Raw genomic sequence first — 21,182 nt, 5'->3', positions numbered from 1 at the left:
TAAGAGATATAATGGAACATTTTAATATGGAACTGGTAAATGAAGGTGATCTTGACTTTGAAATAAATACACCAAGCTTATATCAGATAGGGTATGAATTAATAGGATTTTTTGATGAAGATGGAGATGAATTAAATAAGTATCTTCATATATTTGGTAAAAAAGAAGCTATATATGTGGACAAGTTATCTTCAGAAAAAAAATCTGAAATGTGGAATAAATATTTCACTTATAATTTTCCAGCACTTATTATAACAGGAGAAACTAAAGTTACTAAAGAAATGGTAGAGGCTGCAAAAAAGAATAATAAAACTATTCTTAAAAGTCCTATGAGAACATCTAAAACTATAAGAGAAATGAAATTTTTCTTATCTAAAGAATTGGCAGAAGAAAAGATGATTAATGGATATATGCTTCTTGAAATACTTGGAGTAGGAGTAATGCTTACAGGATATGAAGATGCAAAATTAGGAGTAACTATAGAACTGCTGGAAAGAGGACATAAACTTATAACTGACAATAATCTTATTATAAAAAGAATGGCAGAGAATGACCTGGAAGGATATAATCGTTTTGATAAAACTATAATGGACAGCCATTTCTTTATAGTAAATAATAGAGATGGAAGTAAAATAGATGTAACTACTCAATTTGGAATCAAAGCAACAAGAAAAATGAAAAGAATAGATATGCTTGTAGTACTTGAAGAATGGGATGAAAAAAAATTCTATGACAGACTTGGGCTGGATGAGGTATATGAAGAGTTTTTAGGAGAAAAAATTCCAAAAGTTACAGTTCCTGTAAGAAAAGGAAGAAATCTTGCAATAATTTTAGAAACAGCAGCTTTAAATTATAGATTGAAAATGATGGGAGTAAATTCAGCAGAATATTTCATGCAGGAATCTAAAAAAATAATAGCTGCAAATAGGGTAAAACAAGGAGATAGTGATATGAATAACGATAAACTGCTTCCAGTTAGAAAATTAAAAAATGAATTTAACTTAAAAGTTTTACATGGAGAAGATAAATTAGACAGTACATATGTAAAAACTACTGGAATACACAGACCATCTCTAGCATTATCAGGGTATGTTGATATGTATGAAGATGAAGGTTATACAGGAGTTCAACTTTTTTCAAAGGTAGAATTCAAGTATTTGGAAAGTTTATCTGAGGAGAAGAGGATAGAGAATTTAAAGAGATATTTAGAATTTCATTTTCCAATAATTGTACTTACATCTGATGCAGAGATGCCGCAATATTTCTTTGACTTAATAAAAGAAAAAGACCTTATACTTTGCAGAAGTCCATATAAAAAATCTTCACAGCTGATAGCAAACTTCAATGGATTTTTAGAAACATATTTTACTCCTAATTTGTCACTGCATGGTGTATTCTTAGAGTTATATGGATTTGGAGTGCTTCTTGTAGGGAAAAGTGGAATAGGAAAAAGTGAGACTGCACTTGAACTTATTCATAGAGGACATAGACTGATAGCAGATGATATGGTAAAATTTGTAAAAGATGTAAGTGGAGATATAATTGGTAAAGCTGCTAAACTTCCATATTTTATGGAGATAAGAGGATTGGGAATAATTGATATAAAAACTCTGTATGGATTGGGAGCTGTAAGAATAAATAAAAAATTAGATATTATAATAGAATTAAAAGAACAGGAAAGAGATAATTATCTTACATCAGTAGATTATCAGAGTACTTCATCAGAAATATTAGGAAATAAAATACCTAAAGTAATATTATATATATCTTCTGGAAGAAATGCAGCTGCAATGGTAGAGATAGCTGTTATGAATCTTATGGCAATAATGCTTGGTCATGATCCTGAAAAACTTTATGAAGAAGGAATGAAAAGAATGACTGAAGAGGAAAGAAAAATTTTGGAAGCATAGTCAGGAGGGAATTTTGGAAAGTTTTTTAAATATAAAAAATAAGATAATGGAAAGCAAAAAAATACTTATCACTTCTCATGTAAATCCAGATGGAGATGCGATTGGAGCAGGGCTTGCTCTTTTAGCTGGAATTGAAAAATTTAATAATAAGTGTGAGGTAAGATTTGTTCTTCAGGACAAAACTCCTGACAGAGTAAAATTTTTGGAATTAGAAAGAAGAGCAGAAATGTATGATTCCAATAAAAAATATGATATAGATTTAGCTATATGTGTAGACAGTGCTGCTTTGAGCAGAATAGGCAATGTGGAAAATGCAATAAAAAATATATTTACAATAAATATAGATCATCATATTAGTAATCCAAAATATGGAGATATTAATTATGTAGAAAACATTTCTTCTACAAGTGAAATAATATATAAGTTTTTAAAATTTTTAAATGTTGAAATAGATATAAATATAGGAGAATCTCTATACACTGGACTTGTAAATGATACAGGAAATTTTAAACACGATAATGTTACTGAAGAAACATTTAAAATGGCAGGACATCTGGTTAAAATAGGAGTTAATAATTCTAAAATAGTTAGAGAATTTTTAAATACTAAAAGTATGGCAGCAATAAAATTTTTAGGTCAGGCTATGTATGAAATGAAATTTGATGAAAAAAAGAGACTGGCTTATTTTTATCTTTCTAATAAGGATTTTATGAAAAATGGTGGAAGAAAAGAAGATACAGAAGAAATAGTAGAGAATTTAGTATCATATGAAAAAGCAGAAGTATCTTTATTTTTGAGAGAAGATGCAATAGGTGTTATTAAAGGAAGTATGAGAAGTAAACATGATACAGATGTAAATGTTATAGCTGGGATATTTGGCGGTGGAGGACATCGTAAAGCTTCTGGTTTTACAAGCAATCTTTCAGCTGAGGAAATAGTTAAAATAATTTTAGAAAAGTTATAAGGAGAGTGAAAAATGAAATCAAGGAATATTGCAGGAATGATTTTTATATCCCTTCTTCTTTTATCTTGTGGAAAAACAGGAGTAGAAAGTAATATAAAAAAAGATGACAAAGTAGTCAGCTTGAGAGAATATAATACTTTGAAGGAGAATACTCTTCCTAAGAGGAGAGTAGTTATTGGGAAGGTAAAAAATTATTCGAGATTTGGAACACAAAGAACAGACATAACAACAAAAGATATTCTTGCCTCTGAATTTTCAAACTCTGGAAGATTTAATGTATTGGAAAGAAGTGATTTAGATTCTGTTATAGAAGAATTAGCCTTTTCTAATACTTTAGGTGAAAAATCATTGTTATCCAGACAAAAGTTTTTAGATACAGATTTTGTAGTGATAGGAAGTGTAACAAAATATGCGTTGAATACTACTGGGAATAAATCATTATTTTCAAAAAGCAAGGAACAGAAAGCAGAAGTTGTTATTGAGTTAAAAGTTATAGATGTAACTAATGGAAAAGTATGGATAGAAACAGGTGAAGGAAGTTCAAGTGTCACATTTGGAACTGTACTTGGAGCTGGAACATACGGATCGTATACTTCTTTAGAAGAAGAAGCATTTAGAGCTGCTGTAATACAAGGAGTAGAGAAAATAGTAAAAAAACTGGATTCAATGCCTTGGAGTGCAAGTATTGTAAAAAAATCTGGAAATACAATAATAATAAATTCAGGTGCTAACAGCAACTTAAAATTAGGAACTGAAATGGAAGTATATAAAATAGGAGCTCCAATAGAGTATAGAGGAGAAATTCTAGGATATGAAGAAGAAAGAGTAGGAAATGCAGTAGTGACAAATTATATTGGAGAAGAGGCTGCCTCTTTAAGATATGATGGAAAAAATTTCACTGTTCCTGGAATTGTAAAAATAAAAAATAAATAAGTTGAAAAAATATAAATAAAATAGTATCCTTAATGTATAAGTATTAAATGATAAGAGGAGATAAAATATGGATATGGATGTCAATATAGTTTTTATTAAACCAACTAAATTTGAAGATTGTATGAAATGTATAGAACATATAAAAAAAGATAGAATAGTTCACATAAATCTTTTTGACTTAGATGCAAATGATTCTCAAAGAATACTAGATTATATTAGTGGGGCAGTATATATTCAAGAGGGACAGATAGTAAATCCGGGAGAAAAAGTATTCTGCACTATTCCTAAAAATAAAAAATTTGTCTTTGAATACAAAGATAGAAATAGTGTGATGGATTCAAGATATGATGAAGAGGAAGAAATAATTCCATCATACAAAAAATAATTTATAAAAAACTGACTTGGAATTTAGCAATAAAAAACTTCAAGCCAGTTTTTTTATTTTAAAGATTCTAATAAAATCAAAGGGTAATATAATAGATTACAAAATACTTTTAAAAAAATAAAAAAAACTGTTGACGTGAATTGCTAATTATGGTATTATAATCCTTGTCCACGAGAAAAGGGGACAGAAAAGAAAAACAATAAAAAGGACATTAACAACAGAATAGAGAGAGATGAAAAAATCAACAAACAATAAATAGGTGTAAACAATCAGTTATATAACTGAGTAAATAGATTGAACGAAGAGTTTGATCCTGGCTCAGGATGAACGCTGACAGAATGCTTAACACATGCAAGTCTACTTGATCCTTCGGGTGAAGGTGGCGGACGGGTGAGTAACGCGTAAAGAACTTGCCTTACAGACTGGGACAACATTTGGAAACGAATGCTAATACCGGATATTATGATTGGGTCGCATGATCTGGTTATGAAAGCTATATGCGCTGTGAGAGAGCTTTGCGTCCCATTAGTTAGTTGGTGAGGTAACGGCTCACCAAGACGATGATGGGTAGCCGGCCTGAGAGGGTGAACGGCCACAAGGGGACTGAGACACGGCCCTTACTCCTACGGGAGGCAGCAGTGGGGAATATTGGACAATGGACCAAAAGTCTGATCCAGCAATTCTGTGTGCACGATGAAGTTTTTCGGAATGTAAAGTGCTTTCAGTTGGGAAGAAGTCAGTGACGGTACCAACAGAAGAAGCGACGGCTAAATACGTGCCAGCAGCCGCGGTAATACGTATGTCGCAAGCGTTATCCGGATTTATTGGGCGTAAAGCGCGTCTAGGCGGCTTAGTAAGTCTGATGTGAAAATGCGGGGCTCAACCCCGTATTGCGTTGGAAACTGCTAAACTAGAGTACTGGAGAGGTAGGCGGAACTACAAGTGTAGAGGTGAAATTCGTAGATATTTGTAGGAATGCCGATGGGGAAGCCAGCCTACTGGACAGATACTGACGCTAAAGCGCGAAAGCGTGGGTAGCAAACAGGATTAGATACCCTGGTAGTCCACGCCGTAAACGATGATTACTAGGTGTTGGGGGTCGAACCTCAGCGCCCAAGCTAACGCGATAAGTAATCCGCCTGGGGAGTACGTACGCAAGTATGAAACTCAAAGGAATTGACGGGGACCCGCACAAGCGGTGGAGCATGTGGTTTAATTCGACGCAACGCGAGGAACCTTACCAGCGTTTGACATCCCAAGAAGTTAACAGAGATGTTTTCGTGCCTCTTCGGAGGAACTTGGTGACAGGTGGTGCATGGCTGTCGTCAGCTCGTGTCGTGAGATGTTGGGTTAAGTCCCGCAACGAGCGCAACCCCTTTCGTATGTTACCATCATTAAGTTGGGGACTCATGCGAGACTGCCTGCGATGAGCAGGAGGAAGGTGGGGATGACGTCAAGTCATCATGCCCCTTATACGCTGGGCTACACACGTGCTACAATGGGTAGTACAGAGAGCTGCAAACCTGCGAGGGTAAGCTAATCTCATAAAACTATTCTTAGTTCGGATTGTACTCTGCAACTCGAGTACATGAAGTTGGAATCGCTAGTAATCGCAAATCAGCTATGTTGCGGTGAATACGTTCTCGGGTCTTGTACACACCGCCCGTCACACCACGAGAGTTGGTTGCACCTGAAGTAACAGGCCTAACCGTAAGGAGGGATGTTCCGAGGGTGTGATTAGCGATTGGGGTGAAGTCGTAACAAGGTATCCGTACGGGAACGTGCGGATGGATCACCTCCTTTCTAAGGAGATCATTTCTCTTTCTCTATTCTATTGATAATGTTCTTGTGCAACTTTATCACAGTTGCGTTTGTAGCTCAGCTGGTTAGAGCACACGCCTGATAAGCGTGAGGTCGGTGGTTCGAGTCCACTCAAACGCACCAATAAGTATGGGGATATAGCTCAGTTGGGAGAGCGACGCACTTGCACTGCGTAGGTCAGCGGTTCGATCCCGCTTATCTCCACCAAATTTTTTTTCGATTTTTTTATGGACATTGGAAACTATATAGTAGATTAAATACAATTTTAACTCTTGTTTATATAAACAGAGTTAGCTGTCAATCAAATTAAACAAAAACAAAATAGGTTAAAATAATTAAGGGCACACAGGGAATGCCTAGGTAGTAAGAGCCGATGAAGGACGTGGTAAGCTGCGATAAGCTTGGGTTAGCTGCAAACGAGCGCCAACCCCAAGATTTCCGAATGGAGCAATCTGCTAAGATGGAGTCTTAGCACGAAAGAGGGTACCGAGTGAACTGAAACATCTAAGTAACTCGAGGAAAAGAAAGTAAAAACGATTCCCCAAGTAGCGGCGAGCGAACGGGGATGAGCCTAAACCATATAAGTGTCAAGGATACAGCCGTTGCTTATATGGGGTTGTGGGAAGAACGTTTGAAGAACTGTAAGATATTCAACATATCTAATGACCGAACTGGAACTAGTTGGAAAGCTAGATCGTAGAAGGTGATAATCCTGTACAGGTAAACTCATTAGAATGTATGTTCTCTCCCAAGTAACATGGAACACGAGGAATTCTGTGTGAATCTGCGAGGACCATATCTCGTAAGGCTAAATACTCTTACTAACCGATAGCGTATAGTACCGTGAGGGAAAGGTGAAAAGAACCCCGGGAGGGGAGTGAAATAGAACCTGAAACTGTGTGCTTACAAGCGGTCAGAGCTCTTCGGAGTGATGGCGTGCCTTTTGGAGAATGATCCTGCGAGTTACGTTCAGTGGCGAGGTTAAGTATAACGGAGCCGAAGGGAAACCGAGTCTGAACAGGGCGACATAGTCGCTGGGCGTAGACGCGAAACCTGGTGATCTAAGCCTGTCCAGGGTGAAGCTGTGGTAAGACACAGTGGAGGCCCGAACTCACCGCCGTTGAAAAGTTGGGAGATGAGGTAGGTTTAGGGGTGAAAAGCCAATCGAACTAGGAGATAGCTCGTTCTCTCCGAAATGCATTTAGGTGCAGCCTTGAGTGTTTAATTATGGGGGTAGAGCACTGAATGAACTAGGGGGCATATTGCTTACTGAATTCAATCAAACTCCGAATACCATAATTCAAAGCTCAGGAGTGAGACTATGGGAATTAACTTCCATTGTCAAAAGGGAAACAACCCAGACCACCAGCTAAGGTCCCTAATTATAACTAAGTGGGAAAGGAGGTGGAGATTCACAAACAACCAGGAGGTTGGCTTAGAAGCAGCCATACCTTTAAAGAGTGCGTAATAGCTCACTGGTCGAGAGTCTCTGCGCCGACAATGTAACGGGGCTAAGTTATAAACCGAAGCTGTGGAATTGCGTAAGCAATTGGTAGGAGAGCGTTCTGTAGGCCGTTGAAGGAGAAGCGTAAGCAACTCTGGAGGTATCAGAAGTGAGAATGCAGGAATAAGTAGCGAGAAAGGGGGCGAGAATCCCCCTCGCCGGAAGACCAAGGTTTTCAGGGTAAAGCTTGTCTTCCCTGAGTAAGCCGGGACCTAAGCCGAGGCTAAAATGCGTAGGCGAATGGAAAACAGATTAATATTTCTGTGCCAGTTATATTTTGTGATGGAGGGACGCAGAAGGGTATGTGCGCGGGAGAACGGAAGTTCCCGTAAAAGCATGTAGAGTGGTCTAGTAGGAAAATCCGCTAGATTAGACTTGAGGTGTGATATATAGTCGTAAGATGAATGCACAAATCCCACGCTGCCGAGAAAAGCTTCTAACGTTAAGGTATAACTGCCCGTACCCGAAACCGACACAGGTGGTCAGGATGAGAAATCTAAGGCGGACAGGCTAACTCTCGTTAAGGAACTCTGCAAAATTGCCCCGTAACTTTGGGAGAAGGGGTGCCCCTGGATGTTAACAGCTACGCGCTGTAAAGCATTTGGGGGTCGCAGTGAAGAGGCTCAAGCAACTGTTTAACAAAAACACAGGTCTATGCTAAGCTGTAAGGCGATGTATATGGGCTGACACCTGCCCAGTGCCGGAAGGTTAAGAGGAGGAGTGAGAGCTCCGAATTGAAGCCCCGGTGAACGGCGGCCGTAACTATAACGGTCCTAAGGTAGCGAAATTCCTTGTCGGGTAAGTTCCGACCTGCACGAATGGTGTAATGATTTGAGCGCTGTCTTGACGGGAGGCCTGGTGAAATTGTACTACCGGTGAAGATACCGGTTACCTACAGTAGGACGGAAAGACCCCATGGAGCTTTACTGTAGCTTGGTATTGGGTTTTGGCATTGCATGTATAGGATAGTTGGGAAACTATGAAGATATGGCGCTAGCTGTATTGGAGTTGTCGGTGGAATACCAACCATTCAATGTCGAAATTCTAATCTGTGGTTTGTAGCCACGGAAACAGTGCTAGGTGGGCAGTTTGACTGGGGCGGTCGCCTCCGAAAGAGTAACGGAGGCGTTCAAAGGTTCTCTCAGGTTGGATGGAAATCAACCGCAGAGTGCAATGGCATAAGAGAGCTTAACTGCGAGACTGACGGGTCGAGCAGGTGCGAAAGCAGGACATAGTGATCCGGCGATTCCGAATGGAAGGGTCGTCGCTCAACGGATAAAAGCTACCCTGGGGATAACAGGCTGATTTTGCCCGAGAGTCCATATCGACGGCAAAGTTTGGCACCTCGATGTCGGCTCATCGCATCCTGGGGCTGGAGAAGGTCCCAAGGGTTGGGCTGTTCGCCCATTAAAGCGGTACGTGAGCTGGGTTCAGAACGTCGTGAGACAGTTCGGTCCCTATCCACTGTAGGCGTTAGAATATTGAGAAGATCTGTCCTTAGTACGAGAGGACCGGGATGGACAAACCTCTGATGTACCAGTTGTCACGCCAGTGGCACAGCTGGGTAGTCACGTTTGGAACGGATAACCGCTGAAAGCATCTAAGCGGGAAACCAGCTTCAAGATAAGTATTCTTTAAGACTCCTTCGAGACTAGAAGGTTGATAGGTTGGGGGTGTAAGAGCTGCGAGGCTTTTAGCTGACCAATACTAATAAGTCAAAGTTTTAACCTAAAGATTGAAAGCGCGAAAGCGTATGCTACTATATAGTTTCAAGTGTCTATTAGAAATAATACACACACAGCTTGGTAAGAATAGCTGCGGGGGTACACCTGGTCCCATTCCGAACCCAGAAGTTAAGCCCGTAAACGCTGAAAGTACTTGGAGGGAAGCCTCCCGGGAGGATAGGAACTTGCCAAGCTTTTTTTATAACATTTTTTAGAACTCTCCATTCGGGGAATATTTTTTTATTTTTTGGAGTTTATAGTGGAGGACAAATGGCTAATACAAATATAGATGATAAAAATATTTACCACAAAATAAACATTCTCAAAAAGGAACAAAAAGAAAAAGAAGACAAAAAAAGAAAAAAAAGACGAAGTTTAACTATGATGGGTTGTATTCTTATTTTAATAATACTTAGTGTACTAAATATGCTTAGTGCAAGTTTTTATACTATATATACAAGAGGTATAGGAATTTTCACCAATTATCTTATATATATGTTCCTTGCTTTTTTTGCTTTGATATTTACTGGGAGTATAAATTATAAACATTATAATAAAAATGGATTTAATCTTTTTCTTTTAATAATAACTGTGGCTTTATTTTCATTTATTTTAATAGGAGCCAAAATGTTTCCTGGGATAGTTCCCAGAATAAATGGAGCTATAGGATGGATACGTTTATTTGGGTTTAGTTTGCAGCCAGCGGAATTATTAAAACTTCCTTTTATAATTCTTATTGCTCATATTTTAGAGAGATGTGAAAGAGATGGAGCTAAAAATCTTTCAATAGTTTTTTCTGTTATGCCTATAATGGTTTTATTTGGATTTTTTATAATGTTTCAAGATGATCTGGGAACAATGATACATTACATAGCTATACTGCTTTTTATGCTGTTTATGTCAAGAATAGACACTAAATGGATAGTGTCAGTAATAACAGCAGGAGTAGTCGGAATGACTGGAATATGCCTCTATGTTCATCATTTAGGAGATGTTTCAGGTAAGGGATATAAGATGAGAAGAATAGGAAGTTTTTTAAATGGAATTCTTAATAATGAATATGACAATGCTATAGGTTATCAAGTAGGACAATCTCTTTTAGCCTTTGGAAGCGGAGGTATTTTAGGAAAAGGATATGCAAATGGAGTACAAAAATACAGTTATCTTCCAGAAATAAGAACAGACTTTATCTTAGCTTCATATGGAGAAGAACTTGGTTTTATTGGAATGTTTATTATAATGATATTTTTCTTTTTGATTTTTAATCTTATAAAAAGAACTGCTATGGAGTGCAAAAGTTATTTCGGAAAATATCTGGCAATTGGTATTGGTGGTTACTTGATAACACAGGTATTGATAAATATATATGTTGCACTTGGTATGCTTCCAGTATTCGGAATACCTATGCCAATATTCAGTTATGGTGGGACTTCCCTTATAACTATATTTTCAGCTTTTGGAATTATAAGAAACATAAACTCAGAAGAATAAATAAATATTAAGATTTAGATATAGATTTTTGTAAAAAAAGAATAACTTGTAAAAGAGGGGCTTTAATTCCAGTCCTATATATGATATAATGACATTATTAATTTTTTATTTCAAGAATTAAGCATTTTTTAGGGAAAGAAAATAAAAGAATTAATGAGGAGATAAATAATATGGAAATGAATAAAATAATAGAAAAAATAAATTATTTTACAAAACTTTCAAGAGAAAGAGAATTGACTCTTGATGAAAAAAAAGAAAGAGAATTGTTTAGAAAAATGTATATGGAGCAATTTAGAGCTCAAGTAAAAGGGCATTTAGATAATATAACAATAGTAGATGGCGAAGTTGAAAACAGTACAAAAATAATATAAAGTTTTACGGGGGTAAAAATGGAAAAAGTAACAGTTAAGTCTCTATACAGAGACAAAGAAAAGTTTATTGATCAAGAAATAGAAATATCAGGATGGATAAAGAAAATCAGAGTTCAAAAAAACTTTGGTTTTATAGAAATTAATGATGGATCATTTTTTAAAGGAATCCAAATAGTATTTGATACAAAATTAAATAATTTTGATGAAATTTCACGTTTATCTATAATTTCTTCAATAAGAGTAAATGGAAAATTAGTAAGGTCTCAAGGGGCTGGACAAGATATAGAAATAATAGCAAATGGTGTAGAAATATATCAAAAGGCTGATTTAGATTATCCTTTACAAAATAAAAGACATACTTTTGAATACTTGAGAACAAAAGCTCATTTAAGACCTAGAACTAATACATTTTCAGCTGTATTTAGAGTAAGATCAGTTATAGCCTATGCTATTCATAAATTTTTCCAGGAAAATGGATTTGTATATGTACATACTCCAATAATAACTGGGTCTGATGCTGAAGGTGCTGGAGAAATGTTCAGAGTAACTACTTTAGATTTAAATGATCTTCCTAAAGGCGAAGATGGAAAAGTAGACTCTTCTAAAGATTTCTTTGGAAAAGAAACTAACTTGACTGTAAGCGGACAACTAAGTGGAGAAACTTATTGTGCTGCTTTTAGAAATATATATACATTTGGACCTACATTTAGAGCAGAATATTCTAATACTGCAAGACATGCTTCAGAGTTCTGGATGATAGAGCCAGAAATAGCTTTTGCTGATCTTGAAGCTAATATGGAACTTGCAGAAGCTATGGTAAAATATATAATTAAATATGTTTTAGAACAATGTCCAGAAGAAATGGAATTCTTCAATCAATTTATTGAAAAAGGATTATTTGATAAACTTAACAATGTATTAAATAGTGACTTTGGAAGACTTACATACACTGAAGCTATTGAAATACTTGAAAAATCAGGAAAGAAATTTGATTATCCAGTAAAATGGGGAATTGATCTTCAAAGTGAGCATGAAAGATACTTAGCTGAGGAATATTTTAAAAAGCCAGTTTTCCTTACTGATTATCCAAAAGATATAAAAGCATTTTATATGAAACTTAATGAAGATGGAAAAACTGTAAGAGCAATGGACTTATTAGCTCCTGGAATTGGAGAAATCATCGGTGGTTCTCAAAGAGAAGATAATCTTGAAATTCTTGAAGGAAGAATAAATGAATTAGGAATGAATACAGAAGACTATGGATTCTATTTAGATTTAAGAAAATATGGAAGCTTCCCTCATTCAGGATATGGATTGGGATTTGAAAGAATGATTATGTATGTAACTGGAATGACAAATATCCGTGACGTAATTCCGTTCCCAAGAACACCTAATAACGCAGAATTTTAATTATAATGTTAATTAAGGGGATCAAAGATGGTATTAAAGTTTTTTTTACTCTGGATAATGATTATGCTGGGTATATTTTATATAATAACTTATCCATATAAATCAAAACTTGCCAGAAAATTGAAAAGAGTTAACAGCTTTGAAGAAATTGAATTTATAAAAAATTCAGCTACAGACTATTCAGATATTTCACAAGATGAAATTAATGAATATGTAGTTTTAGAAGAAAGAAGTATAAAAAGTTCTTTTGTGAATGAAGAAATGAAATATACTATTATTACCCCTAAAAATAATATAAAAGATAATATTCCTTGCCTTTTTCTTCTTCATGGGCTGAGAGATGAAAATAAAGACTGGTTAGAGAAAGGAAAATTATTAGAAAACTATGTATCTCTACTGAAAAAAGGAGATATAAAACCTATGATATTTATTTTGACAGGTTCTGGTGGAGAAGGACAAAGTTGGTATTCCAATTTTGCTACAGAAAAAGGTTATCAATATGAAGATTATATAATTGGTGAACTTATTCCAGAGATAAAAACGCAGCTTCCAAAATCATCATTGGGAATAGTTGGTTTTTCTATGGGAGGATATGCAGCATTTAAGTTAGGATTAAAATACATAGATATATTTAGAGTTATAGGAAGTTTTTCTGGTGCAATAAATCTTATAAGAATGAGTGTAAATAGAAGAGTTATAAGGTTATTTAAATTTATGTACATACCAAAATTTCTTTTTAGCAGTGTTGATAAAAAACAGTTTATAAGAGTTTTTGGTTCATGGGGATACAAAATATTAAAAGAGGATCCATACAGTATGATAAAATACATGAAAGCAGAAAAATTAAATGATAAATATTTTTATGCCAGTGTTGGAATAGAAGACAGAGTAAATCATCTGATGCTTCAGCAATGGTTGGATGTAATGGGAAGAATGAAAAAAAATAAATATAATTTTAAAGGCTATCTATGTGATGGAGAAACTCATACATGGGATTATGTAGCTAGAGATATGTCTAATTTTTTAAAATTTTTCAATGAAAAAATAAATAAGTAAATATATAAAACTCTTTGTTGATATTAAAAATCTTCAAGGAGTTTTTTTATTAAACTCTATTAATTTTCTGGTATTTCTGATACAATATATAGGTTGATAAATCAAGATAAAGAGATATTTGAGAGGTAATGATGAAAAAAAGTATAAAAGAAATAATAGTTGTAGAGGGAAGAGATGATATATCAGCAGTAAAAGCTGCTGTTGATGCTGAAATTATACAAGTAAATGGATTTGCTGTAAGAAAGCAGGGAACTATTGAAAAAATAAGAGTAGCAAATCAAAATAAAGGAATAATAATTCTTACTGATCCAGATCATGCTGGAGAGGAAATCAGAAAATATATACATAAATTTTTTCCAGAAGCTAAGGATGCTTATATCAGAAGAATAGAAGGAACAAAAGATGGTGATGTAGGAGTAGAGAACGCCTCTCCTGAAGCTATAATAAAGGCATTAGAGAAAGCCAGATGCAGTGTATTGGAAGATAAGGCTGTAACCTTTACAATGGATTATCTGATGGATTGCGGGCTCGTAGGAAGTGGAGATGCTAGTGTCAGAAGAGAAAAAGTTGGAGGAAAATTAGGAATAGGATATTCTAATGGGAAACAATTCCTATCAAGATTAAATAGATATGGAATATCTAAAGAAGAATTTGAAGAAGCCTTAAAAAGTATTTAAGATGAAAAGAAGATTTAGAAAATTTTAATAAAAATTCTAATATATTCAACTTTTAATGAAGGAGCTTCTCACTTTAAATGAAAATTATAGTCTGATTATGAGGTAATTTTAAGTAGTGAGAGCTTCTCAGTTAAATTTAAATATGATGTTATTGCAAAAAAAGATTAAATAAAAATTTCTGTGATATATTTAAAATTAAATTTAAGTATGGTGTTGCTGTTAAAAATTAAATAAAATTTTTATGATATATTTAAATATGATGTTATTGTAAAAAAACAAATAAAAATATTTAGATTATATGATTACATATAAAATTTAAGTTAGTTTATGTTTAAAAGCCATTCTTTTTTATAAAATTATTGTTGACTTTTTATTAAATTAAATATAAAATATGTTGTTAAATTAAATAAATCACTAAATCCTCTATAAGAGGGAGATGTCCTAGCGTGAACCAACCATCTATAAAAAACTAGTCTTTTTTTATTTATGCAGAGGTTGGGCTCTGCTTTTTTTATTGAAAAATTTTATATAAGGAGCAAAAATGGGAATAAGATACAATAAAATTACTGACAAGCATCAAAGAGAGATAGTTCTTCTAAAAAGTTTTCCATGTAAATATGGGAAATGCAGTTTTTGTAACTATATAGAAGATAATTCTTTGGATGAAAAAGAAATAGATAATGTAAATATGGAAGTTTTAAAAGAGATAACAGGGGAGTATGGAGTTTTAGAAGTGATAAATTCTGGATCAGTTTTTGAGTTGACTCCCAAAACTTTAGAAAAGATAAAAAGAGTAGTTATAGAAAAAAATATAAAAGTACTTTATTTTGAAATTTATTATGGATATATAAAAAGGCTTGAGGAAATTAAAAAATATTTTTCAGGTGTAGAAATACGCTTTAGAATGGGAGTAGAAACATTTGATAATGAATTTAGAATAAAAGTATATAATAAAAATTTTGTTATGAAAGAAGATGAAATAGCAGAAGTAAGTAAAAAATTATTTTCTGTATGTTTGCTTGTATGTGTAAAGGGGCAGACTAGAGAAATGATAGAAAAGGATATAGAGATTGCTTTGAAGAATTTTAAAGGAGTAACAATAAATATTTTTATTAACAATGGAACAATAATAGAGAGAGATGATGAGTTAGTAAAATGGTTTATTGAAAAATATTCATATTTAACATCTGATGACAGAGTAGAATTACTTCTTGATAATAAAGATTTAGGAGTTTTTGAACAATAAATGTACTTACAGGAGGAAAAATGAGAAATGAATTTTTATGGGCAGTAATGCTGCTGATAAACTTTTTAGCAATAATATTTGCTTATTCTAAATTTGGGAAAATAGGACTGTATATCTGGATACCAATATCTACAATACTGGCTAATATTCAAGTAGTTATGCTGGTTGATTTATTTGGTTTCGGAACTACTTTGGGAAATATACTTTATGCTGGAGGATTTTTAGTAACTGATATATTAGCAGAAAATTATGGAAAGGAGCATGCTAAAAAAGCTGTAAAAATAGGATTCTTTTCATTGCTGGTAATGACATTAATAATGCAGGTAGCTGTAGCTTTTACTCCATCTAATGTAGAAGAAGGACTGCTTACTTTTAATGGTGTAAAAAGAATATTTGATTTTATGCCGAGAATAGCAATAGCCTCACTTGTTTCTTATTGGATATCTCAAAGTCATGATATATGGGCCTATGAAATGTGGAGAAAAAAATTTAGTGAAAGAAAACATATCTGGATCAGAAATAATATGAGTACAATGATAAGCCAGCTTATTGATAATACAATTTTTACATTAATAGCTTTCTGGGGAGTTTATCCAAGAGAGGTGCTAATAGAAATATTCATCACTACTTACTGTATGAAATTTATAGTAGCAGTTTTTGATACACCTTTTGTATATATTGCTAATTATCTAAAAATAAGTGGTAAAATAAAAGAAGCAGAATTGTAATTTAAAAAGAGGAAAATTTATGTTTCCTCTTTTTTGCTGTTATATTAAACTTTCATCAATCCAAAGACTTACTTTATTTTCGAGTTTTTCTCTTACTTCATCTGATACAGGGATACTCATAATTTCTCCATTTTGAATGAAAAAAAATAGTTTTAAATCTTCTTTTACAGAGATGATATTCTTTGTATATACTTTTATTAAATCTTTCCATTCTTCCATATTGTCACATACTTTTTTTAAAAGCTGAACTTCTCTAAGAAGAATATCAAATATTTCCAAAGGAAAGTCGTGCTCATTTTCACTAAACAAAAACTTTACTACAAGGTTATTGTTATCTTCAAGATAATTTATCAAAGTATTTACATCAAACTTTTCACATAACTCTTTTTTTTCTAATTCTGTCATGTTCTCACCTCTAATATTATAATATATTATAATAAAATTATAACATTTTTATTGCTGTATTTAAACATATTAATTAAATATTTATGCTTCATAAAACATTATTTTATTTTTTATAAAATATAAATAAAAAAAATTAGTATCTCTGTGACAAAAATTTCACATAAATGAAGCTATAATAAAAAATTTTTTATATTTTTATGATTACTATTCTAATGGAAATAAAAAAAAGAATTTAAAATATAATTGATTTGAATGAAAATAAAAAAGAAGCTTAGATAGTTTTTTTAGGCAAATGTTGTATGGAAAAAAATAAAAAAAATTTTATTCAATATTTTTTAAAGTTATAGAATGTTATTTAGTTGATTATTTTTTTGTAAAAATGTTATTTTGTTTTTTGTATGTTATAATAACTATGTGTTACTGAAATTGTCACACAAAAAACAAACAAGTATTTATAAAATTCTAAATAATGAACAAAAGAGGTGGTGGTTTAAAAAAAATAAAATAATATTTTAAATTAATCAAAGAAAAAAACAACATTTTGGGAAAGAAAAATTATCTGTACAATAAAATATCTAAAGGAGAGAAGATGATAAAACTAACAGAAAAAGAATTAGAAAATGTAAGGGAGAACAAGGATGCAATAGCACAGCTGCTTGTAAGAAAAGCCATTTTAAATGAAATGAAAGAAAAAAAATATACTGCTGAAGAAGAAAAGCATCTGGAGGAATTAAAATTAAATATGGAAATTGAGTTTTATTTGACTACTATTGCACAAAACAACATTACAATATCTGATTATGAACTTTTAGAAGTATATAAAAATAATACTGAAATTTTAAAAGATAAAACTATAATGGAAGTATATCCTCAACTTCAACAAGCTTTAATAAATCAAAAAATTAATGAAGGTAAGCTTGTAGCAATTAATGAAATAATAGAAAAGCATAAATTAAATGAAATTTTAAAAGAGTATACTGGTGAAGAGAAAAATCAGGAAATAGAAACAAAAGAATAAGATAATAAATTTAGGTTAAAACTATAAAATAAAAACCTGACTTTAAAGAATTAGTCAGGTTTTTTTATTAAAGTATTTAGATTTCTTGTTAGATCAGAACTTTTATTGATTAGAAAAATAGATAAAAAAATAGGTTTTTGTGTAATAATACGTTTTTAAACATATAAAGAAAATTTAAAAAGTTTTTAAAATGTTTAAAAACGAGTTTTATATAATTTTCATAGTATTTTATCAAAAAAAATATTTTTTTAAAAGGAAAAAAGTATTTTTTTTATAATAGCTAGTATATAAGAATTAACAAATAAATAATGGTTAATATAAATATCTTATATTAACCATTAACAACGATCTATTGATGAATTTATCATAATTTTCAAAAAAATCAAAAAAGGAGAAAAAAATGGACAAAAGAGGACAAGAAGTAAAATACATCTGTAAGGAAGATTTAAAAAAATTAAGAAAATATTTCAAATTAAACGATAAAGTAGTAATTTTAGCACTGATAAATATAGGGGTAAATGTTGGACTAAGAATTTCTGACTTGTCTAAAATTAGATTTGAAGATATAAACAGTGAATATGTAGTAAAGTTAAAAGAAAAGAAAACTAAAAAGATGAGAGAGATTAAATTAAATACAGTTTGTCAGAGGTCAATTGAAGAATTAAAGAACTATTATGAAACATTGGGTTATTCTAAAGAAAAGGGGTTTTTATTTAAATCTTTAAATAGAAAATATGTAAAAGAACTGTTTGACAAGCCTATTTCAACGGTTTCAATAAGTAAGTATTTGAATCAGGCTAAAGCAGATTTGAACATTGCATATCCTATTGGGACTCACTCTCTAAGAAAAACTTGGGGGCATACAGTTTATAGAGGAACTTTAGATATAGCTCTGGTAATGTCTATATTTAATCACTCTTCTGCCGAACAAACATTAAAGTATATAGGAATAGAGCAAGAAATGATTAACAAAGTATACGATAAATTCAAGATATGAGTTCAATTTTTTAAGTTTATAGAAAGAAAATAGTTAATTTATTTAAAAAAAACAGTTGATTTATTTTCAAAAATACGATATCATAAAAAAAAGAAATGGTTAATATAAGATATTTTTATTACCTAATGAAAAAACGTAATTTAATAAAAGGATTTGCAGATCCTTTTAATCATTATAAATTACGAATAAGATCGATTTGGGAGGGAATTATGAAGAAATTAAGTTTTTTATTTCTATCAGCCATTTTAGTTGTTAGCTGTTCAAATGCTAAAGAGAGTAGTGATGACCCTTTAGATATTCTTAATCAGAGAAGAAGAGAATATCAAGAAAGACAAAGGGAAAAAGAAGCAGAGCAAGCTAGAAAGGCTGCTGAAATCTCTAGAATGACAGAAAAAGAAAGAAATGAGTATGAAATTCAGAGAATTAAAGAAAAAATTAAAGAAATGAAATAATAATTTTCTTTAAAACAAAATACTGGGAGGATTTTAATGAAAAAAATTTGCGGGATAGTATCTATTATCGCAGCAGGGATACTGATAACAGGTTGTAATGATACAAACAAAACTAATAATAATGCTCCAACACAAATAACTTTATCTGAGAAAGAAAAACAAAAAGATAAAGATGAAGTTGCAAGAATACTGGTTTATAAAGCATTGTTAGAAGAGGTAAAAAAAGCTGAATTTACACCAGAAGAGCTTGAAAATATTCAAATAGCTCAAAACCAACTTAAAATAAATTATTTTATTGAAAGAGAATTAAAAAGCAAAACACAAATTAACGATGAAGAAGCAGCAGATTTTTATAAAAGACATAAAGATCAATTTGATGATAAACCTTTAGAGGAAATGCTTCCAATACTATATAAAAGTCTAGCTGTAGAAAAATATAATCAGGCACAAGTAGATTACTATAATTCTATAATTGAAAAATATAAGTTAAATGATATCTTAAAAAAAGAGGGAATCATTAAAGATGAACAAGCTGAAAAAATTGATGGGAAGGAAGTGGAAAAGATATGAAAAAATTACTTATAATTTTGAGTTCTTTACTATTAATAAGCTGCTCTAACAGCAATACAGGAAACCCAAATACTTCTAATATGTCTGAAAGAGATATGCAAAGAGAAAGACTAGTTAGATTGGCAATAGAGAGACAAGAAAAAGAAGAAGCTGCTAAAAAAGAAGAGCTAAGACAAAAAGCATTAGCAGAAGAAGCAGCGATGAAACAAAAGGAAGCTGAAATGAAAGAAAAAGCAGCAATCAAAGAAGCTGAAATGAGACAAAAGGCTTTAGAAAAAGAAGCTGCAATGAAAGAAAAAGCTGAAGAAGCAAAAAGACAGGAAATTTTAAGAGCTCAAGAGGCTAAAGAAAAAGCAGCAGCAGATGCAGCAGCAAAAGAACAGGCTCTTAAAGATCAAAGATTGTCTAGAGAAGAGATATTTAGAGAAATAATTGAGATAAATAATGAACTGGATGGAAAAAATGTAAGTAAGGAAAGACTTGCTGAATTGCAAAAAAGACTTGCTGAATTGGAAAAACTAAACAAATAATAACGCTAAAAAAGTTTTCTAAACAAAACTATATTATAAACTTGGAGGTAAACATGAAAAAACTATTAGTAGCAGGAACAATTTTATTATCAGCATCAGCATTTTCTACAGGGGTGACAGCAGAATTTGAAAGTCGTTTCAACACTCTTGAGCAAGAATATAAAATGCTTATGCAAAAAGAGGATGAGAGATATAACTCTGAAAAGCAAATAGCTGAAACTGCAAAAGCAACTTTAGCTAAACAAAGAGAATTATATAATCAAATCTCTACTAAATCAGCAAAATTAGGACAAATCAAGGATGTTAAATTCTACAAAGAGCAATATGGAGAATTAGCTAAAAAATATCAAGATGCCCTTAGAGAATTAGAAGGACAAATGAAAGAGCAAGAAAGTATCATCAACAGATTCCAACAATTACAAGCTGTAAAAGAAGGAAAATAATAAGCGTTTAAATTACTAAAGAAAATAAAACTAGGAGGAAAGTATTATTATGAAAATAAAAACAACTATGTTATTAGGAGCAGCATTATTACTAGTATCGAGCGTATCATTAGCAGCACCGGCAGCAGGAGTGGATTCAAGATTCTCTCAATTAGAAGCAGAATTAAAAATGCTTGAGCAAAAAGAAAATGAGAGATTCAAAGAAGAGGAGCAAATAGCAAAATCAGCTCAAAATAATCTTAACTCTCTTACAAATCTTAGAAATAAATGTGGAGAAAGAATCAACTACATGACTTCTATGGAAGGAAGAAGCATTTACTCTAATGAAATGAAAAACTTATTAAAGCAATACCAAGGATTCCTTACAGAAATTGATAAACAATCAAAAGTAGAAGAAAGAAAAATATTCGAATTTAATCAATTGAAAAGTTTAAGAGCAGAGTAATTTGTTTAACTATATCCTCTTAGGTATAGTTATATGAGTGGGATGTTAAGAGCTTTAGCTCTTAATTCTCTCTCATTGATTGAATAGAGATAGAGAAAGTGG

At 32.3% G+C, this 21,182-nt stretch carries 19 protein-coding genes, 2 tRNA genes and 3 rRNA genes; 23 read left to right on the top strand and 1 reads right to left on the bottom strand.

Annotation, left to right across the window (positions count from 1 at the left end):
* Positions 1-11: 11 nt before the first annotated feature.
* From hprK to C4N20_RS15205, 16 genes are all read left to right on the top strand, one after another.
* Positions 12-1,910, top strand: coding sequence for an HPr(Ser) kinase/phosphatase (hprK, locus tag C4N20_RS15280; RefSeq protein WP_051006491.1), 1,899 nt, complete (start codon positions 12-14; stop codon positions 1,908-1,910).
* Between the two features lie 13 nt (positions 1,911-1,923).
* Positions 1,924-2,874 carry a DHH family phosphoesterase gene (locus tag C4N20_RS15275; protein WP_005982336.1) on the top strand — a complete coding sequence of 317 codons (951 nt, stop codon included), beginning with the start codon at positions 1,924-1,926 and terminating at the stop codon, positions 2,872-2,874.
* A 12-nt stretch (positions 2,875-2,886) separates the two neighbouring features.
* Complete coding sequence (locus tag C4N20_RS15270; RefSeq protein WP_005982338.1) at positions 2,887-3,807, top strand: CsgG/HfaB family protein; 921 nt, start codon at positions 2,887-2,889, stop codon at positions 3,805-3,807.
* A 67-nt stretch (positions 3,808-3,874) separates the two neighbouring features.
* The gene (locus tag C4N20_RS15265) at positions 3,875-4,192 is read left to right on the top strand and encodes a cell division protein SepF (protein WP_005982340.1); all 318 of its coding nucleotides are present in this window, start codon (positions 3,875-3,877) and stop codon (positions 4,190-4,192) included.
* Positions 4,193-4,487: 295 nt separating this feature from the next.
* A 16S ribosomal RNA gene (locus tag C4N20_RS15260) occupies positions 4,488-5,995 on the top strand.
* A 64-nt stretch (positions 5,996-6,059) separates the two neighbouring features.
* Positions 6,060-6,136, top strand: a tRNA-Ile gene (locus C4N20_RS15255).
* A gap of 8 nt (positions 6,137-6,144) precedes the next feature.
* A tRNA-Ala gene (locus tag C4N20_RS15250) sits at positions 6,145-6,220 on the top strand.
* 117 nt (positions 6,221-6,337) lie between these two features.
* Positions 6,338-9,248: ribosomal RNA gene (locus C4N20_RS15245) — 23S ribosomal RNA — on the top strand.
* A 70-nt stretch (positions 9,249-9,318) separates the two neighbouring features.
* Positions 9,319-9,435 (top strand): 5S ribosomal RNA (gene rrf / locus C4N20_RS15240).
* The 16S, 23S and 5S rRNA genes sit together here with 2 tRNA genes alongside, the layout of an rRNA operon.
* A 76-nt stretch (positions 9,436-9,511) precedes the next feature.
* Positions 9,512-10,732 carry an FtsW/RodA/SpoVE family cell cycle protein gene (locus tag C4N20_RS15235; RefSeq protein WP_106878600.1) on the top strand — a complete coding sequence of 407 codons (1,221 nt, stop codon included), beginning with the start codon at positions 9,512-9,514 and terminating at the stop codon, positions 10,730-10,732.
* 170 nt (positions 10,733-10,902) lie between these two features.
* Positions 10,903-11,103 (top strand): DUF896 domain-containing protein, encoded by a 201-nt coding sequence (locus C4N20_RS15230; protein WP_005977049.1) that lies wholly within the window; start codon positions 10,903-10,905, stop codon positions 11,101-11,103.
* A gap of 18 nt (positions 11,104-11,121) precedes the next feature.
* Positions 11,122-12,513 carry an asparagine--tRNA ligase gene (gene asnS / locus C4N20_RS15225; protein ID WP_005977052.1) on the top strand — a complete coding sequence of 464 codons (1,392 nt, stop codon included), beginning with the start codon at positions 11,122-11,124 and terminating at the stop codon, positions 12,511-12,513.
* A 27-nt stretch (positions 12,514-12,540) separates the two neighbouring features.
* Positions 12,541-13,569 (top strand): alpha/beta hydrolase, encoded by a 1,029-nt coding sequence (locus C4N20_RS15220; RefSeq protein ID WP_005977054.1) that lies wholly within the window; start codon positions 12,541-12,543, stop codon positions 13,567-13,569.
* Between the two features lie 131 nt (positions 13,570-13,700).
* Positions 13,701-14,246, top strand: a complete 546-nt coding sequence (rnmV, locus tag C4N20_RS15215; RefSeq protein WP_005977056.1) for a ribonuclease M5 — start codon at positions 13,701-13,703, stop codon at positions 14,244-14,246.
* Between the two features lie 541 nt (positions 14,247-14,787).
* Positions 14,788-15,492, top strand: coding sequence for a hypothetical protein (locus C4N20_RS15210; RefSeq protein ID WP_005977058.1), 705 nt, complete (start codon positions 14,788-14,790; stop codon positions 15,490-15,492).
* A gap of 20 nt (positions 15,493-15,512) precedes the next feature.
* The gene (locus tag C4N20_RS15205) at positions 15,513-16,220 is read left to right on the top strand and encodes a queuosine precursor transporter (protein WP_005977060.1); all 708 of its coding nucleotides are present in this window, start codon (positions 15,513-15,515) and stop codon (positions 16,218-16,220) included.
* Between the two features lie 39 nt (positions 16,221-16,259).
* Here C4N20_RS15205 and C4N20_RS15200 read toward each other — a convergent pair whose 3' ends face one another.
* Entirely contained in the window at positions 16,260-16,625 is a 366-nt protein-coding gene (locus tag C4N20_RS15200) for a hypothetical protein (RefSeq protein WP_005977062.1), read from the bottom strand.
* A 589-nt stretch (positions 16,626-17,214) separates the two neighbouring features.
* Here C4N20_RS15200 and C4N20_RS15195 point away from each other — a divergent pair.
* The 7 genes from C4N20_RS15195 to C4N20_RS15165 all read left to right on the top strand — a co-directional run bounded on the left by C4N20_RS15195 (position 17,215) and on the right by C4N20_RS15165 (position 21,080).
* Complete coding sequence (locus C4N20_RS15195) at positions 17,215-17,643, top strand: hypothetical protein (protein WP_005977064.1); 429 nt, start codon at positions 17,215-17,217, stop codon at positions 17,641-17,643.
* Positions 17,644-18,043: 400 nt separating this feature from the next.
* Complete coding sequence (locus C4N20_RS15190; protein ID WP_005977066.1) at positions 18,044-18,640, top strand: tyrosine-type recombinase/integrase; 597 nt, start codon at positions 18,044-18,046, stop codon at positions 18,638-18,640.
* A gap of 209 nt (positions 18,641-18,849) precedes the next feature.
* Positions 18,850-19,092: a hypothetical protein gene (locus C4N20_RS15185; protein WP_005977069.1), complete on the top strand. Its 243-nt coding sequence runs from the start codon at positions 18,850-18,852 to the stop codon at positions 19,090-19,092.
* Between the two features lie 36 nt (positions 19,093-19,128).
* A complete protein-coding gene (locus tag C4N20_RS15180; protein WP_005977071.1) occupies positions 19,129-19,662 on the top strand; it encodes a hypothetical protein in 534 nt (177 codons plus the stop codon).
* Positions 19,659-20,192 (top strand): hypothetical protein, encoded by a 534-nt coding sequence (locus tag C4N20_RS15175; protein WP_005977073.1) that lies wholly within the window; start codon positions 19,659-19,661, stop codon positions 20,190-20,192. Before C4N20_RS15180 ends, C4N20_RS15175 begins: the two co-directional genes overlap by 4 nt.
* 53 nt (positions 20,193-20,245) lie before the next feature.
* Positions 20,246-20,635 carry an adhesion protein FadA gene (locus tag C4N20_RS15170; protein WP_005977075.1) on the top strand — a complete coding sequence of 130 codons (390 nt, stop codon included), beginning with the start codon at positions 20,246-20,248 and terminating at the stop codon, positions 20,633-20,635.
* A 49-nt stretch (positions 20,636-20,684) separates the two neighbouring features.
* Positions 20,685-21,080, top strand: a complete 396-nt coding sequence (locus tag C4N20_RS15165; protein WP_005977077.1) for an adhesion protein FadA — start codon at positions 20,685-20,687, stop codon at positions 21,078-21,080.
* The last annotated feature ends 102 nt before the right edge of the window (positions 21,081-21,182 follow it).

It is taken from the genome of Fusobacterium ulcerans, from assembly GCF_003019675.1.
GTDB classification, from domain to species: Bacteria; Fusobacteriota; Fusobacteriia; order Fusobacteriales; family Fusobacteriaceae; genus Fusobacterium_A; species Fusobacterium_A ulcerans.
The sequence above is the reverse complement of the archived record's forward strand: the minus strand, read 5'-3'. Positions and strand labels throughout refer to the sequence as shown.